The sequence below is a fragment of the Mesorhizobium sp. LSJC285A00 genome (assembly GCF_000503155.1).
Classification (GTDB): Bacteria; Pseudomonadota; Alphaproteobacteria; order Rhizobiales; family Rhizobiaceae; genus Mesorhizobium.
Genome location: NZ_AYVK01000040.1, coordinates 17,782 through 32,451, shown reverse-complemented (window position 1 = coordinate 32,451; position 14,670 = coordinate 17,782). Strand labels below are relative to the sequence as shown.

14 protein-coding genes are annotated in these 14,670 nt (G+C 65.0%); 6 read left to right on the top strand and 8 right to left on the bottom strand.

Annotation, left to right across the window (positions count from 1 at the left end):
* Positions 1–78 precede the first annotated feature (78 nt).
* Genes X726_RS143360 through X726_RS143370 form a run of 3 tightly spaced genes read right to left on the bottom strand, consistent with a single transcriptional unit; the run spans position 79 to position 2,836 of the window.
* Positions 79–966 carry a ribokinase gene (locus X726_RS143360; RefSeq protein ID WP_023672511.1) on the bottom strand — a complete coding sequence of 296 codons (888 nt, stop codon included), beginning with the start codon at positions 964–966 and terminating at the stop codon, positions 79–81.
* Positions 963–1,838 (bottom strand): MurR/RpiR family transcriptional regulator, encoded by an 876-nt coding sequence (locus X726_RS143365; RefSeq protein ID WP_023672510.1) that lies wholly within the window; start codon positions 1,836–1,838, stop codon positions 963–965. The genes X726_RS143360 and X726_RS143365 overlap by 4 nt, the downstream gene beginning before the upstream one ends.
* The gene (locus X726_RS143370) at positions 1,835–2,836 is read right to left on the bottom strand and encodes a sugar phosphate isomerase/epimerase family protein (RefSeq protein ID WP_023672509.1); all 1,002 of its coding nucleotides are present in this window, start codon (positions 2,834–2,836) and stop codon (positions 1,835–1,837) included. Before X726_RS143370 ends, X726_RS143365 begins: the two co-directional genes overlap by 4 nt.
* 238 nt (positions 2,837–3,074) lie before the next feature.
* Between X726_RS143370 and X726_RS143375 the strand changes: the two genes are divergently transcribed.
* The 6 genes from X726_RS143375 (at position 3,075) to X726_RS143400 (ending at position 8,800) form a co-directional block, all read left to right on the top strand.
* Entirely contained in the window at positions 3,075–3,677 is a 603-nt protein-coding gene (locus tag X726_RS143375; RefSeq protein WP_023672508.1) for a CDP-alcohol phosphatidyltransferase family protein, read from the top strand.
* Between the two features lie 38 nt (positions 3,678–3,715).
* Positions 3,716–5,500 carry a bifunctional alpha/beta hydrolase/class I SAM-dependent methyltransferase gene (locus tag X726_RS143380; protein ID WP_023805591.1) on the top strand — a complete coding sequence of 595 codons (1,785 nt, stop codon included), beginning with the start codon at positions 3,716–3,718 and terminating at the stop codon, positions 5,498–5,500.
* A 4-nt stretch (positions 5,501–5,504) separates the two neighbouring features.
* Positions 5,505–6,776, top strand: coding sequence for a phosphatase PAP2/dual specificity phosphatase family protein (locus tag X726_RS143385; RefSeq protein WP_023672506.1), 1,272 nt, complete (start codon positions 5,505–5,507; stop codon positions 6,774–6,776).
* Positions 6,776–7,159 (top strand): hypothetical protein, encoded by a 384-nt coding sequence (locus X726_RS143390; RefSeq protein ID WP_023672505.1) that lies wholly within the window; start codon positions 6,776–6,778, stop codon positions 7,157–7,159. Before X726_RS143385 ends, X726_RS143390 begins: the two co-directional genes overlap by 1 nt.
* A gap of 3 nt (positions 7,160–7,162) precedes the next feature.
* A complete protein-coding gene (locus tag X726_RS143395; RefSeq protein ID WP_023672504.1) occupies positions 7,163–7,831 on the top strand; it encodes a lysophospholipid acyltransferase family protein in 669 nt (222 codons plus the stop codon).
* Between the two features lie 39 nt (positions 7,832–7,870).
* Complete coding sequence (locus X726_RS143400) at positions 7,871–8,800, top strand: phosphatidate cytidylyltransferase (protein ID WP_031201228.1); 930 nt, start codon at positions 7,871–7,873, stop codon at positions 8,798–8,800.
* A gap of 10 nt (positions 8,801–8,810) precedes the next feature.
* Here X726_RS143400 and X726_RS143405 read toward each other — a convergent pair whose 3' ends face one another.
* The 5 genes from X726_RS143405 to X726_RS143425 all read right to left on the bottom strand — a co-directional run bounded on the left by X726_RS143405 (position 8,811) and on the right by X726_RS143425 (position 14,585).
* Entirely contained in the window at positions 8,811–10,418 is a 1,608-nt protein-coding gene (locus X726_RS143405; RefSeq protein ID WP_023672502.1) for an FGGY-family carbohydrate kinase, read from the bottom strand.
* A 112-nt stretch (positions 10,419–10,530) separates the two neighbouring features.
* Entirely contained in the window at positions 10,531–11,259 is a 729-nt protein-coding gene (locus X726_RS143410) for an SDR family oxidoreductase (RefSeq protein ID WP_023672501.1), read from the bottom strand.
* A 28-nt stretch (positions 11,260–11,287) separates the two neighbouring features.
* Positions 11,288–12,547 (bottom strand): ABC transporter permease, encoded by a 1,260-nt coding sequence (locus X726_RS143415; protein ID WP_023672500.1) that lies wholly within the window; start codon positions 12,545–12,547, stop codon positions 11,288–11,290.
* On the bottom strand, positions 12,544–13,368 hold the full coding sequence (locus tag X726_RS143420; RefSeq protein ID WP_023715131.1) for an ATP-binding cassette domain-containing protein: 825 nt from the start codon (positions 13,366–13,368) through the stop codon (positions 12,544–12,546). The genes X726_RS143415 and X726_RS143420 overlap by 4 nt, the downstream gene beginning before the upstream one ends.
* Before the next feature lie 152 nt (positions 13,369–13,520).
* On the bottom strand, positions 13,521–14,585 hold the full coding sequence (locus X726_RS143425) for a sugar ABC transporter substrate-binding protein (RefSeq protein ID WP_023672498.1): 1,065 nt from the start codon (positions 14,583–14,585) through the stop codon (positions 13,521–13,523).
* Between the last annotated feature and the right edge of the window lie 85 nt (positions 14,586–14,670).

The following is a 14,670-nucleotide window of genomic DNA, read 5'->3' as shown; positions in this document are numbered from 1 at the left end:
TCTCGCCGCGCCCGGTTTGCCGTTTCGCTCATCGACGGGGGCACGGGTTTTGGAGGCGGCAATATGCGGCCTGAGTTTTCAACGCGAGCTGCGCTCTCCCTCCGGTGTCGCCACCACCAAGGCGGCGGCGGCATTGGCCGTGGCAATCGCCGCTTCTATCGGATGGCCACGCGCAAGGCCTGCCGCGAAGGCGCCGACGAATTCGTCGCCGGCGCCATGGGTGCTGACGACTTTTACCGGAATGGCGCCCAGCGCGAAGGCCGCGCCCGTCCGGTCGCAATAGGCGACCCCCTCACCGCCGGCGGTGACAATCGCCGAGGGGTAGGCATCGATAAGCCGCCGTGCGGCTTCGGTTGCGCCGGCGAGCGTATCGACCGGAACGCCGGCCAAAAATTCCGCTTCGATGGCGTTGACGATGACGATGTCTGTCAGCGCGGTCAATTCGGCCGACAGTGTTCGCGCCGGTGCGGCGTTGAGCACGACGCGGCCGCCGGATGCCTTCACCGCGCGCGCGGCAGCGATGTTGGCGGCATCGGGCACTTCGTTCTGCAGCAACAGCACTGCCGTCTGTACCACCACCTCGCCCGCAGCCGCGATGTCATCACCGCCCAGGATGAGATTGCTGCCGGAGACGATCACCGCACCATAGTCGCCATCGCTGTCGAAGATCGCCACGCTCATGCCGGAGCCTGCGCCGGCCGCCACGCGCACGAAGCGGCGATCGACGCCGGTGCGATCGAGATTGGCCAGCAGCGCCGTGCCGAAATCGTCGTCGCCGACGGCGCCGATCATCGCCGCACGCACGCCGGCGCGTGCCGCCGAGACCGCCTGGTTGCCGCCCTTGCCGCCGCATTTCGGCTGCCAGGCACGGCCGGTCACCGTCTCCCCCTTGCGCGGACGGTCGGGCGCGTCGACCATGATGTCGTAATGCAGGCTGCCGAAGACGGTGACCAGCGGAACCGTCATGTGCCCCGGTCTTTTCGCTTCGAGGTGACCGCCGACATGGTGCGGCCGAGATTGCGCTCCGCCGCCTGGTAGTCGCGCTGCGCCACCGCCACGAACAGCGCGTCGAGAATGTTGAGCTGCGCGATGCGCGCCGCCGCGTTCTCGCCCATCAGCGGCGACCCCTGTGCCGTCGAGCACAGCACGATGTCGGCAATCTGCGCCAGCGGCGAGTTGTCGTAGTTGGTGATGGCCAGCGTGCGGGCGCCGCTCTTGCGGGCTAGATGGATGGCGTCGATGACGGCCGACGTATTGCCGGAATGCGAAAAGCCGACGGCGATGTCGTCGGCGCCGAGCAGCGAGGCCGACATCAGCATCATATGCGAGTCGTCATAGACAGACGCGCGGATGCCGATGCGCAGGAATTTGTGCGAGACGTCACGGGCGATCTGGGCGGACCCGCCAACGCCGTAAAAGTCGCGGTTCCTGGCGCGGTAGAGCAGATCGGCGGCACGGTCGAAATCGTCCATGTCGAGGATCGCGAGCGTCTCCTCCAGCGCCTGGATCGAGGTGCGGAACACTTTCTGCACGATCTCGGCCGAGCTGTCGTCGACCGACAGTTCCTGGTGCATCTCGGCGGTCGGGAGGCGGCTGTATTCATAGACGGCGGTGCGGAAGTCGCGGTAGCCGGAGAAGCCGAGTTTCTTGGCGATCTTGACCACCATCGCCTCCGACACGCCGGCCTCCTCGGCGATCTGCTTGAGCGGAATGGTCTCGTCGAAACCGCGCCGGCCGAAGACGGTTTCCACCACCTTGGCCTCAAGCGGGGTGAGATGCGGCATCATCATGCGGATGCGCGGCCCTACGGCTTTCAGATCGAGATTGCTCAACGTCATCCACGTCCCCTCGTCTCCGGCCCGAGCATGGCTTCCTGGACGATAGCCTGCGACGTCACGGCGTCCTGGCTGGCCATCGCGGCGGACAGGCGGTTATCCTTCTCCAGCCGGTCGACAACGCGCAACAGGCGCTTGACGGTGGCGATGTTGACTTCGCATTCGCGCACCGGATCGAGCCCGGTCATGTCGGGGAAAGTGTCGAAGTAGATGGCGCCGGCGTAGCCGTCGCGACGGATCTGGCACAGCAGTTCGATGGTCTGCAGCGTGTGCACCGCGCCGACCATCAGGCCGTCGTCGCGCTTGGCATAGCCATCGTTGAGATGGACGCCGAGCAGCTTGCTGTGGCGAGCGATCAGCGCCGCGGCGAAGGCCGGCTGTTCGTCGGCATAGAGCACATGGGCGAAATCGAGCGTGACGCCGAGATTGGGTAGGCCGACCTCGCGGATCGCCAGCAAGGTGGTCGCCGCATCCGGCATCAGCGAGTAGGAGCGCGGTTCGTTAGGCTTGTACTCCAGGCTGATCTGGCAGCCGGGATCATGCGCGGCAACTTCACGAATCCCCTCGATTTCGTGCTGCCAGAGCGTCGCATAGTCAGTTTGAAATGCATAGTCGAAGCCATCCTGGCCCAGCCACAGCGTCATCAGACTGGCGCCGGCCGCGCGCACCGCATCGATACCGGCCTTGGTCAAGTCGATGGCTTCGCGGCGCACCGCCGGGTCCGGATTGGTGAAGGCGCCGAGCTTGAAGGCCGGATTGGAGTAGTAACGCATGGCAAAGCCATTGATGGAAAGCCCGAAATCGCCGAGCTTTCGGGCGATTTCAGCCGGCTTTTCACTGACATGATCGGGGAAATTAAGATCAAGATCGGTCAACCCGTCGACCTTGGCCGCGCGAGTGGCCATCTGCAGCATGGACGGCTTGCCGGTGAGATCAGGCCATTCGGCTTGCGGCCGCGAGGCGAAGGAATTCAGGCGGGTGGCGAAGCGACTGTTTGTCATGATCGACCTTTCAGTGATTTACTTCACATAAATATGAGTATTTGTAAAGTTATCATTTGCGAGGCGGTTTGTAGCGCGCAACATCCTGCTTGGCCGAGATCTTCGGCTGCGCCTCTGCATCCATGCCGGGAGTTTCGAGTCCCGCAACGGTGCGGATGCTGGTGCGAGCCCTTGCGCCCTGCCTGCCGATTGACCAATCTGGCCGACACTGTCATGAGCCGCGGTTGGGGGATCGCACATGCCAACGCTTTATCAACTGAAACCGGCCTTTCAGGCCAGGCTGCGGCCGTTGGCCGACCGGCTGGCCGATGCCGGCGTCACCGCCAACCAGATCACGCTTCTCGCCGCAGCACTGTCCATCGCCACAGGCCTGGTGGTCACTGCCTTTGCCTTCCGTCCCCTGGTGTTCCTGTTGATGCCGGTGGTGCTGTTTGTGCGCATGGCGCTCAACGCCGTTGACGGGATGCTGGCCAGGGAACATGGACAAGCATCAAAACTCGGCATGTATCTCAACGAACTCTGCGACGTCGTCTCGGACCTGGCGCTGATCCTGGCCTTTGCCACCTTGTTCCCGGCCTGGGGTGTCGTCGCCTTCGCTATTACCGCCATGCTGGTCGAGTTCGCCGGCGTGCTTGGCGTTGCCGCAGGCAGCGGGCGCAACTATGCCGGGCCGTTCGGCAAGAGCGACCGGGCCCTGGCGCTCGGCGTCATCGCCTTCCTCATCGCCTGCGGCCTGTGGTTCCAAGCGATTGTGCCCTTTGTGTTTCCGGTCATGGCTACACTGTCAGTCGTAACCGCCATCAACCGGATACGCGGCGGCCTTAGAGCGGGCGGCGCATGATGCCAAAGCGTCAGGCGCCCGACCGCCAGAGGGAAACCATGATCCACCAGACCATTGCAGCCGGAGCACCGGCAAGCCTCGAGCGCATCGCGCTGGAGCGCACGTTCAAGAGCCATGACGGCACCGAGATCTTCTACCGCTACTGGCCGGCCGCCGGGTCGACGCCAAAGGGTGCGATCCTTCTGTTCCATCGCGGCCACGAGCATGGCGGCCGCATGGCGCATCTGGTCGACGAACTCGCCATGCCCGACCATGCCTTCTACGCCTGGGACGCGCGCGGCAATGGCCGCTCGGCCGGTGAGCGCGGCTATGCGCCATCCTTTGCCGCCCTGGTTCGTGACATCGACTGCCTGGTGCGGGAGATCGGCCGGGATGGTTTTGGCCAGCGCGACATCGCGCTGATCGCGCAGTCGTTCGGCGCCGTGCTGGCCGCTGCCTGGGTGCATGACTATGCGCCCGACATCCGCGCGCTGGTGGTGGCTTCACCGGCCTTTTCGGTCAAGCTCTACGTGCCCTTCGCCAAGGAGGGCATTGCGCTGTGGCAGAAGCTCAAGGGCCGCTTCTTCGTCAATTCCTACGTCAAGGCGAAGTTCCTGACGCATGATGCCGAGCGCATCGCTTCCTTCGACGCCGATCCGCTGATCACGCGACCGATCGCCTCCAACATCCTGGTCGAGCTTTACGACCACGCTGCCCGCATCGTCTCGGACGCGCGCGCCATCACCGTGCCGACGCAGCTCTTGATCTCTGGCAGCGATTGGGTGGTGCGGCATGGACCGCAGCACGAGTTCTTCGTCAATCTCGGCAGCAGCGCCAAGGAGCGGCATGTGCTGCCCGGCTTCTTCCACGACACGCTGGGCGAGCGCGATCGCAAGCAGGCGCTGGACCTGATCCGGCCATTCCTCGAAAAGCAATTTGCCACGCCGGAGAAAACCATCGACTTGCTTCAGGCCGACCGCGCCGGCTACACCCGCGACGAGGCCGAGAGGCTGGCCTCGCCGCTGGCGCTGCTGTCGCCAAAGGGTATCTACTGGGCGATAAGCCGCGCCTCGATCGGCATCGGCGCCTGGCTGTCTTCGGGCATGAAGATTGGCATCGCCACCGGCTTCGATTCCGGCTCGACGCTCGACTATGTCTACGAGAACGACGCGCGCGGCATCGGCTTCATCGGCCGCATGATCGACCGCACCTTCCTCGACGCCATCGGCTGGCGCGGCATCCGCCAGCGCAAGCTGCATCTGGAAGAGCTGATCGGCAACGCCGCCGCCAGCCTGAAGGCAGCCGGCCGTCCCGTCCACATGCTCGACATCGCCGCCGGTCACGGCCGCTATGTGCTCGATGCCGTCGCCAAATGCACTGAACCACCAGCAAGCGTGCGGCTGCAGGATTATTCCGAGCTCAATGTCGGGTTGGGTTCGAAGCTGATCGCCGAGCGGCGTCTGCCGACCAGCGTCAGCTTCCACCAGGCCGACGCCTTCGATGCCGACATGCTGGCCGGGCAAAAGCCGGCGCCGGACCTCGCCATCGTCTCCGGGCTTTACGAATTGTTCGCCGACAACACGATGATTTCCCGCTCGCTCGGCGGGCTGGCCAGCGCCATGCAGTCCGGCAGCCTGCTCGTCTACACCAACCAGCCATGGCATCCGCAGCTGGAGATGATCGCGCGCAGCCTGACCTCGCATCGCGGCGGCCAGGCCTGGGTGATGCGGCGGCGCACGCAGGGCGAGATGGACCAGTTGGTGACGGCTGCCGGTTTCGAAAAGATCGACCAGCGCATCGACCAATGGGGCATCTTCACCGTCTCGGTCGCACGGCGCGTCTGAGACCATGGCCCTGCCTGTCACTGACCCTGCCCCGGCGCGGGAACCCTATTTGGGCATCGTGCTGAGGGCCGCCCTTTGGCTGGCGCTGCTGGCGCCGTTCTTCTATTCGACCTATGGCTTTGCCAACTGGCTGGCGTCGCGGCGCGACCATGTCGGCAGCATCATGTTTGCCTGGGAACACGCCATCCCTTTCGTCGCCTGGACGATCGTGCCCTATTGGTCGATCAATCTGTTCTACGGCCTATCGCTGCTGCTCAACACGACCAGGCGCGGTGTCAACCGGCTCGCCGGCCGTTATCTCTCGGCGCAGATCATTGCCGTCGCCTGCTTCATCGCGTTCCCGCTGACGGCGACATTCGTGCGGCCGGAAACCACCGGCCTGCCGGGTTTCCTGTTTGCAGTGCTCGGTGGTTTCGACAAGCCGTTCAACCAGGCGCCATCCCTGCACATCGCACTCCTGGTGATCATCTGGGACCATTGGCGTCACGTTCTGGCACGTCACCGTCTCGGCGGCATTCTCCGCCCGGTCTGGCACGTCTGGTGTTTTCTCATCGGCGCCTCGGTGCTGACGACCTGGCAGCATCATTTCATCGACATTCCGACCGGCGCCCTGCTCGGCCTGTTTGCGCTGTGGCTGTTTCCGTCCAAGGGCGAGCTGCCATTCTGGGGTTTTCGGTTGACCGCCGACCCAAGGGCGCGGCGGCTGGCGGGTTATTACGGGCTGGGGGCGGCCCTTGCCCTGGCCGGCGCTGCCGAGGGCGCGTTGGTCTCCGCCGATTTTCTCATCCTGTTGTGGCCGGCATTGGCGCTGGCCATCGTCGCCTTCGGCTATGCTGGGGCCGGCGCCAAAGTGTTCCAGAAGGCAGCCGATGGTAGCGTCTCACTGGCCAACCGTATCCTGCTCCTGCCCTACCGGCTTGGCGCCCGGATCAATGTGTGGGTATGGACCCGCCAACTGGCGCCGCAAGCGGAGATCACCGACGGTGTTTTCCTCGGCCGGTTTCCGAGTGCCGACGAGGCCAACCGCTTCGGCACAGTGATCGACCTTGCCGGCGAGATGGAACGGCCGCGCGGCGTGACCTGCCGCTGGATCAGCTACGCGATGCTCGACCTCGTGGCGCCGCCTCACGACAGGCTGGAGCGAGCGGTGGCGGCGATCGAGCTGGCGCGCCGGCGCGGCACCGTCCTGGTCTGCTGCGCGCTCGGCTTCCAGCGCAGTGCAGCCGTCGTCGCCGACTGGCTGGTTGTGACCGGACGCTCGCNGCCGCCGGACTGATGGTGCAGGCGGTGTGGCCGATCCTGCTCGTGGTGGCGGCTGTGATGGCAGCGCCGGTCATCGGCCTGGTGGCCGGGCCGCAGACGACAGCGCTGTCCGCGGCGGCCTGGCTGGTCACGGCGGCGAGCGCCGTGGCCACGCTGGCTCTTTCGGCCTTGCTTTTGTTCGATGCGCTGCTGTTCCGGCTGATGGCAAGCCACGCCAGCGAGGCCGCCGGGGGTGCCGCGGTCGACGATGTGCTGGCGCGCATGCGCCTGAAATCCACCACTGCCGGCGGCCGCTCGCTCGACCATCGCATGGCAGGCACGCGCCGCCTGCTGACAAGGCAGCGCATGGCGCTCGCCATGTTTGCTGCGGCATCCCTTTTCGCAGCATTTGTTTGAGCCATGACAAAACTTCACCTGCGCGCCAACACCTTCACCTTGCTGCAGACGGTGACGTCGGTCGGCCTGTCGGCGGCGGCCTGGGTGGTAACCGGCGTCAGACCAATCTGGAACGGCAGCCAGCCGTCGGAGCGGCAGCGCATCTACTTCGCCAACCATGCCAGCCATGGTGATTTCATCCTGCTGTCGGCTTGTCTGAGCGAGAAGGTGCGCGCCCGCACCCATGCGATCGCGGCGGCCGAATATTGGGGCAAGTCGCGGCTGCGCCGCTTCATCGCGCAGGACATGCTGTCGTCCGTGCTCATCCACCGGCAGTGGACCGACGAAACGCAACACCCGATCTCGATCATGCTGTCGGTGCTCGACGACGGCCACTCGCTGATCCTGTTTCCCGAAGGCACTCGCAACACGACGGAGGCGGATCTGCTGCCGTTCCGCTCCGGCCTCTACAATCTGTCGATGGCGCGGCCGGATGTCGAACTCATCCCGTGCTGGATCGAGAACATGTCGCGCGTGCTGCCCAAGGGCCAGTTCCTACCGGTGCCGCTTTTGTGCCGCGTCGTCTTTGGTCCGCCGGTGGCGATCGCGCCCGGCGAAGAACGCCGCACCTTCCTCGAGCGCGCGCGCCAGACGCTGCTGTCGCTCAACCCGCGTCCCGATCGGGACCACTAGCATGACCAGGCAAAGAGACTTCGTATGACACTGCCGCCAATGCATGAAACCGTCATCCTGCTGGCCGGCCTGATCTGCGTGCTCACCATGGCGAGCATCGTTGCCGGTATCCTCTCATGGCGGGCGCCGAAGCCGCTGCCCTCGACGCTCGTCAACTTGAACCAGCGCATCAACGCCTGGTGGGTGATGGTGCTGGCGATCACCGTCGCCTTCTTCTTCGGCCGCACCGGCATGACCATCCTGTTTGCGCTGATCTCGTTTGCCGCGCTGCGCGAGTTCGTGACGCTGACGCACAGCCGGCGCAGCGACCACTGGGTGCTGCTCGGCATGTTCGGCATCATCATTCCCTTCCAGTACTGGCTGGTGTGGACCGCCTGGTACGGGCTGTTCACCATCTTCATCCCCGTCTACTGCTTCCTCTTGATGCCGGCGATCACCGCGCTCAACGGCGACACCGAGCGCTTCCTCGAGCGCGTGTCCGCGCAGCAATGGGCGGTCATGATCTCGGTCTACTGCGTCAGCCATGTGCCGGCGCTGCTGACGCTCAACGTGCCCGGTTTCGAGGGCCGCAACCTCCTGCTCATCGCCTTCCTGATCATCACCGTGCAAGGCAGCGACGTGCTGCAATACATTTTCGGCAAGCTGTTCGGCCGGCATTTTTTGTCGCCGTCCGTTTCGCCATCAAAGACTTGGGAAGGGCTGATCGGCGGGCTGGTGTCATCGAGCCTGCTCGGCGCGCTGCTGTCGTTCCTGACGCCGTTCTCGCCGCTCGCGGCGGCAGGCGTCGCCTTCATCGCCTGCCTGATGGGGTTCCTCGGCGGGCTGGTGGCGTCGGCGATCAAGCGCGACCAGGGCGTCAAGGACTGGGGTCACCTGATCGAGGGTCACGGCGGCATGATGGACCGCGCCGACAGCCTGGTCTTCGCCGCACCGGTGTTCTTCCACATCGTCCGCTATTTCTGGACGTGAGCTAAGCCGTTCAATCGCGGATGGCGCGGCCTGCCTGCTGCAGCAATTCGAAGGCGGCGAAGCGCTTGTCGTGCCAGGGCACGAGGTCGCCACCGGCCGGGCGATAGATGTCGCCGATGCGCGACATGCCGGTCATCGCCGCGATCACATCGGGAAATTTTTGCGCCGCCACCGCAGCCAATATGGCTGAGCCGAGCAGCACCGGTTCGGGCGAGGTCGAACCGGCGACGGTCAGGCCTGTGGTGTCGGCCAAAAGCTGACGTACCAGCTCGCTTTGCGCCGCACCGCCGCTGACGACGATAGTGTCGATGGGAATGCCTTTTTTGGCCATCGCCGCCAGGATCTGGCGAACGCCGTAGCCGATGCCCAGCAGGCCGGCGACATAGAGCGCGACCAGACTGTCGAGGGACGTGTCCATGCCAAGCCCGGCGATCAGGGCCTTGGACTCAGGATCGGCGAAGGGCGAGCGGTTGCCGAGGAATTCCGGCACGACATGCAGTCCATCGGCTAGGTGCGCTACTGCGGACAGGTCGGCGGACTGTTTCGCCGCCTGCTGACCAAGCCAAGCGGTCAGGCCGAGACCTTCCGCCTTGGCTTTTGCGGATGCCTCAGCCGTGGCCGGATGGAAAGCGACGAGGTGGTCGATTGCAGCACCCGCCGCCGATTGCCCGCCTTCATTGAGCCAAAGCCCCGGCACCATCGAGGAAAAATACGGGCCCCAGACGCCGGGCACGAAGGCCGGCTTGCTGGTGCTGGCCATGGTGCAGGCCGAAGTGCCGAACACATAGGCCATGCGCGACTGCAAGGTGCCGACCGAGCCCTGCCCGCCAACCGTGCCGACGCCGCCGGCATGGGCATCGATCAGGCCGGCCGCAACCGGCGTTCCCGGCAGCAGGCCGAGATCGGCCGCGGCGGCCACAGTGAGGCCTTGGGCAAGTGCCGTGCCACCCTCGACGATTTCGGTGCCGATGCGGGCAAAGCCTTCATCGGCGAGCGCGCCGAGGCCGATGGCACGGAAATAGGCATCGTCCCAGCGCCGCTCATGACCGAGATAGGTCCATTTGCAGGTCAGCGTGCAGATCGAGCGCGCCAGGCTGCCGGTTGAGCGCCAGGTCAGATAGTCGGTGAGGTCGAAGAAGTGCTCGGCTGCATCGAAGGTGTCGGGCAGGTTTTCGCGCAGCCACAACAGCTTTGGCGTTTCCATCTCCGGCGAGATGGTGCCGCCGACATAGTCGAGCACGGCGTGCTTGCCGGCATTGATGCGCTGCGCCTGGTCGAGCGCGCGGTGATCCATCCAGACGATGATGTTGCGCTGGCTGTCGCCGGAGCCGCCGACCGCCAGCGGCGCACCGTCCTTGCCGACCACGACCAGCGAACAGGTGGCGTCGAAGCCGATGCCGGCAATGTCGCGGCCGGCAAGCCCCGACTCCGTCACCGCCTCGCGCACGCTGGCGCAAACCGCGCGCCAGATGTCCTCGCTCGACTGTTCGGCGATTTCGCCGGGCTCGATGAACAGAGCGATGTCGCGCTTCGCCGAGGCAAGCATGGTGCCCTTGCTGTCGAACACCCCCGCCCTGGCACTGCCAGTGCCGACGTCGATGCCGAGGAAGTGGGACATGGGGAACCTCAGAAGTTAGGCAGTAGGCAGTAGGCAGTAGGCGAGATGGTCAGCAGTGAACGGCCAGTTGCAAGAGCCTCTCCCCATTCCCTACTGCCTAATGCCTACTGCCTCACAAATCATTGCTCTGCGGCAGGATCACCAGGTCCCGGATGGTGACGTTCCGTGGCCTAGTCAGCATGAACAGCACGGCTTCGGCGACCTCGACCGGTTGAATCAGGCCGCCCTTGGCCAGTTCATCCTCAAGCTTGTCCTTCGGCCAGTCGCTGATCAGCGCTGTCACCACCGGCCCCGGCTGCACCGCGCCGACGCGCAGGCCGTGCGGGGCGACCTGGCGGCGCACCGTATGGACGAAGGCCTGCACGGCGTGTTTCGACGCTGTGTAGATCGGCTCCCAGACCACGGGCACCAGTCCGGCGATCGAAGACGTGACGATGATGTCGCCGGTCTTGCGTTCGACCATATGCGGCAGCACGGCGTGGATGGAACGAAAGACCGCATTGATGTTGAGGTTCAGCATGCGGTCCCACACATCGGGGTCGCCTTCGAGCACCGGGCCTCCGACATAGGCGCCGGCATTGGCGTGGAAGATATCGAGCTGGCCGGCCTTGTCCAGGATTTGCGGCATCATCGTCGCGACGCTGGCCGGCTCCATCAGATCGATCACCAGCGGGATCGCGTTGGGACCGAGTTCGGTGCAGACGCTTTTCAGCGCGTCGGCGGCGCGGTCGACGAGCACAACGCGAACGCCGGCGGCAATCAGCGCTCTCGCGCATTCCAGGCCTATGCCCGACGCGGCGCCGGTGATCGCCGCGACCTTTCCACTCAAATCCTGAGCCATTCTATCCTCGTATCGATTGCGGTTGCGTTCAGGCGCGGCCGTGGGAAACCCGCGAGCGGCGTGCCAGGGAGTCGACGATGACCGCAATTGCCAGAACGGCGCCGGTGATCATGTAGCGAAGCGACGATGACAGATCGAGCAAGGTCAGCCCGCTGGCGATCGACTGGATGACGATGATCCCGAGCAGCGCGGAATAGGCGCTGCCACGGCCGCCAAACAGGCTGGTGCCGCCTATGACCGCCGCCGCAATGGCGTTGAGGTTGACGTCGCCGGTGCCGGCCTGCTGGCTGGCAGAGGCCAGCCGCGCCGCCGACAGCACGCCGCCAAGGGCGGCGAACATCGAGCACATGACGAAGGCGCTGAGGTAGATCGAGCGCACCTTGATGCCGGCGCGGCGCGCCGCTTCGCGGTTGCCGCCGACGGCGGTCATCGAGCGGCCCCATTGGGTGCGGGTCAGCGCATAGTTCATCGCCACCACCAGGCCGACGAACAGGCCGAACATCCACGGTATGCCGCGCGCCTGGTTGAGATAGCCGACGATCAGTTCGAGCAGGATGGTCAGGGCGGCGACGCGCACGATGAGGCCGCCGACAGACGGCGCCGACAAATTGACGGCCCGGCGGCGGCTGACGGTGCGCAGGCCGCTGATCAGCATGACGATGCCGGGCAATGCCGCCAGTGCATAGGACAGCCAGTCCGGCATGACCAGCAACTGGCCGAAATTCACCAGGTTCGAGCCATAGGGCAGATTGATCGAGCCGGTGGAGCCCAGAATATACAGCTGCAGGCCGAGCACGGCGAGCAGGCCGGCGAGCGTCGAGACGAAGCTTGGCATGCCGAGCCGGTTGAACAGCAAGGCATAGAGCGCGCCGATGAAACCGCCGACGGCAATTGCGGCGAGGATGGCGAGCGCCACCGGCCAGCCCTGGTTGACCCACAGCGTGCCTACCATGGCCGAGGCAAAGCCGCTGATCGAGCCGACCGACAGGTCGATCTCACCGACCATCAGCACACAGACGATGCCGAGCGCGATGACGCCGACGGTCGAGCAGTCGAACAGGAGATTGACCAGATTGCTCGACGAGACGAAGACCGGATTGAGGGCGGTGAACACGCTCCAGATGATGACCAGGCCGACGATGACCGGCAACGAGCCGAGGTCGCCGGAGCGGACGCGGTCGAAGAAGGCGCTGATGGCGCCACCAACGCCGGCCTGGTGCTTGACGCGCACGTCGCTGCGGTCGAGGGCCGTCGACGAGGAGGTGTCCTGCTTGGGCTCCGCGCTCATGGCCGCTGCTCCTGATTGTTCGCTTGTTCGGCGGCCTTGCGCCGTTCGGCGCGGCGCGACACTGCATTGTTGGCGGCGCCGGTGATGGCGCTGACCAGTTCCTGGTTCGAGGCGTCGGGTTCGAAGACGCCGTTGTTGCGGCCGAGCCTGAGCACGACTATGCGGTCGGCGACGGCGCGCACGTCCTCCATATTGTGACTAATCATCAGCACGCCGAGCCCACGCTCGCGCACCCGGTCGATGAGGTTCAGCACTTCCGCCGTCTGGGCGACGCCAAGAGCGGCGGTCGGCTCGTCGAGGAGGATGACCTTGGGGTCGAGCAGCAGCGAGCGGGCGATCGCCACGGTCTGGCGCTGGCCGCCGGACAGCGAGGCGACCGCCTCGCGGACGCTTGGAATACGCGCCGACAATTCGTTGAGCAGCGTCCAGGCGCGAATTTCCATCGCCACCTCGTCCAGCCGCAGCGGGTTGATCTCCTTGCCGAGAAAGATGTTGGCGACGACGTCGAGGTTTTCGCACAGTGCGAGATCCTGGAAGACGGTGGCGATGCCGAGCGTCAGCGCGGCGCTCGGGTCGGGCATCGTCACTTGCCTGCCGCGGAAATTGATGGTGCCCGAGCTCGGCTGGTGGACGCCGGCCAGAATCTTGACCAGCGTCGACTTGCCGGCGCCATTGTCGCCGACCAGCGCCACCACCTCGCCGGCATGGACATCGAGATCGATATCGGTGAGCGCCGAAACGGCGCCGAAATTCTTCGAGATGCCGCGCAGGCTGAGCACCAGCTCGCCTGCCGAAACCGGTCCGTCAGAGATGTCAGACATGGTGGCAAACCTTTCCGGATGGGCGGTCAAGAGTGACTGCGAACTTCCGGCCACCGCAAGGGCGGCCGGAAAGCAGGATCAGGATTCTAGGTCATCCTTTTATGCATGTCGTTATCCCAAAACCGCTGCGCACTTTTGGGCGACCTGCATTGTCACTTTGTAATGCCGAGCTTCTTGCAACCTTCGGCGTAGCGGTCGACGCAAAGCTCTTCGGCGGTGTTGATCTTCTTGTCGATGATCTCGGCCTTTAGGTTTTCCTGCGTCACCACCGCCGGCGTGAACAGCTGCGAAGGAGTGTCGTAGAGGGTCATTTCGGCCTTCGGCGTCTCGCCCGACAGAAGCTGGACGGCGACGTTGGCGGCAGCCGCCGCAACGATCTCGCTCGGCTTGGAGATGGTGTTGTACTGATCGCCGGCGATGATCAGCTGCAGTGCGGCGATCGTCGCGTCGTTGCCGGTCACCGGCGGCACCGGATCGACACCGGCGGCCTTGAAAGCGGCGATGGCGCCACCACCGGTGCCGTCATTGGCCGCAACGACGCCGACGATCTGCGTGGAGAAGCGGGTGATCTGGCCGCTTGCCCATTGCTGCGCCTTCGGCGGCGCCCATTCCGGCGTGTCGTATTCGGCAAGGATCTTGTAGCCGCTGTTGTCGAGGCTGGAATGGATGCCCTTCTTGATCAGCCCTGCGGCCGCGTCGGTCGGCGAGCCGTTGATCTGCAGCAGGCCGCCGCTGGCCGGGTCGACCTTCAGCGCCTTGAGGTGTTCGACGAGCGAGTCGGCAATGGCCTTGCCGATGCCTTCATTGTTGAACGAGACGTAGAAGTCGGCAGGTGCAGTCGGGATCGGGCGATCATAGGCGATGACCTTGACGCCCTGGCTCTGCGCCAGCTTGACCAGCGAGGCGGCGGCGGTCGAGTCGACAGGGTCAAGCACGATCGCCTTGGCGCCCTGCGAGATTACCGAGTTGAACTGCTGCTGCTGGCGCGAGGCGTCGGCATCGGCGTTCTGGTAGATCACCTTGCAGCCGGGGCAGAGTTTTTTCATCTCGGCGACGAAGCCGGGATAGTCGTGCTGCTCGTAGCGCGTCGAGGCCTGGTCGGGCATCAAGAAGGCGACCGTGGCGTCGGTAACCGGGGCGGCAAAGGCAGCGGTGCCGCCAAGAAGAGACAGAGTGAGCGCAATGGCTCCCGTCGATTTCCAGGCAAATCTGGTCATTTTGATAGCTCCGTTTCAAGGAATGGTTTCATGAAGCCCTGGACACCACATGGCGCCGGGCCTTGACTGCAGTCGGCTGTTGCGA

Coding starts and splice junctions, on each gene's coding strand:
- X726_RS143360 (WP_023672511.1), bottom strand. CDS start 966: ATGACGGTTCCGCTGGTCACCGTCTTCGGCAGCCTGCATTACGACATC.
- X726_RS143365 (WP_023672510.1), bottom strand. CDS start 1,838: ATGACGTTGAGCAATCTCGATCTGAAAGCCGTAGGGCCGCGCATCCGC.
- X726_RS143370 (WP_023672509.1), bottom strand. CDS start 2,836: ATGACAAACAGTCGCTTCGCCACCCGCCTGAATTCCTTCGCCTCGCGG.
- X726_RS143375 (WP_023672508.1), top strand. CDS start 3,075: ATGCCAACGCTTTATCAACTGAAACCGGCCTTTCAGGCCAGGCTGCGG.
- X726_RS143380 (WP_023805591.1), top strand. CDS start 3,716: ATGATCCACCAGACCATTGCAGCCGGAGCACCGGCAAGCCTCGAGCGC.
- X726_RS143390 (WP_023672505.1), top strand. CDS start 6,776: ATGGTGCAGGCGGTGTGGCCGATCCTGCTCGTGGTGGCGGCTGTGATG.
- X726_RS143395 (WP_023672504.1), top strand. CDS start 7,163: ATGACAAAACTTCACCTGCGCGCCAACACCTTCACCTTGCTGCAGACG.
- X726_RS143400 (WP_031201228.1), top strand. CDS start 7,871: ATGCATGAAACCGTCATCCTGCTGGCCGGCCTGATCTGCGTGCTCACC.
- X726_RS143405 (WP_023672502.1), bottom strand. CDS start 10,418: ATGTCCCACTTCCTCGGCATCGACGTCGGCACTGGCAGTGCCAGGGCG.
- X726_RS143410 (WP_023672501.1), bottom strand. CDS start 11,259: ATGGCTCAGGATTTGAGTGGAAAGGTCGCGGCGATCACCGGCGCCGCG.
- X726_RS143415 (WP_023672500.1), bottom strand. CDS start 12,547: ATGAGCGCGGAGCCCAAGCAGGACACCTCCTCGTCGACGGCCCTCGAC.
- X726_RS143420 (WP_023715131.1), bottom strand. CDS start 13,368: ATGTCTGACATCTCTGACGGACCGGTTTCGGCAGGCGAGCTGGTGCTC.
- X726_RS143425 (WP_023672498.1), bottom strand. CDS start 14,585: ATGACCAGATTTGCCTGGAAATCGACGGGAGCCATTGCGCTCACTCTG.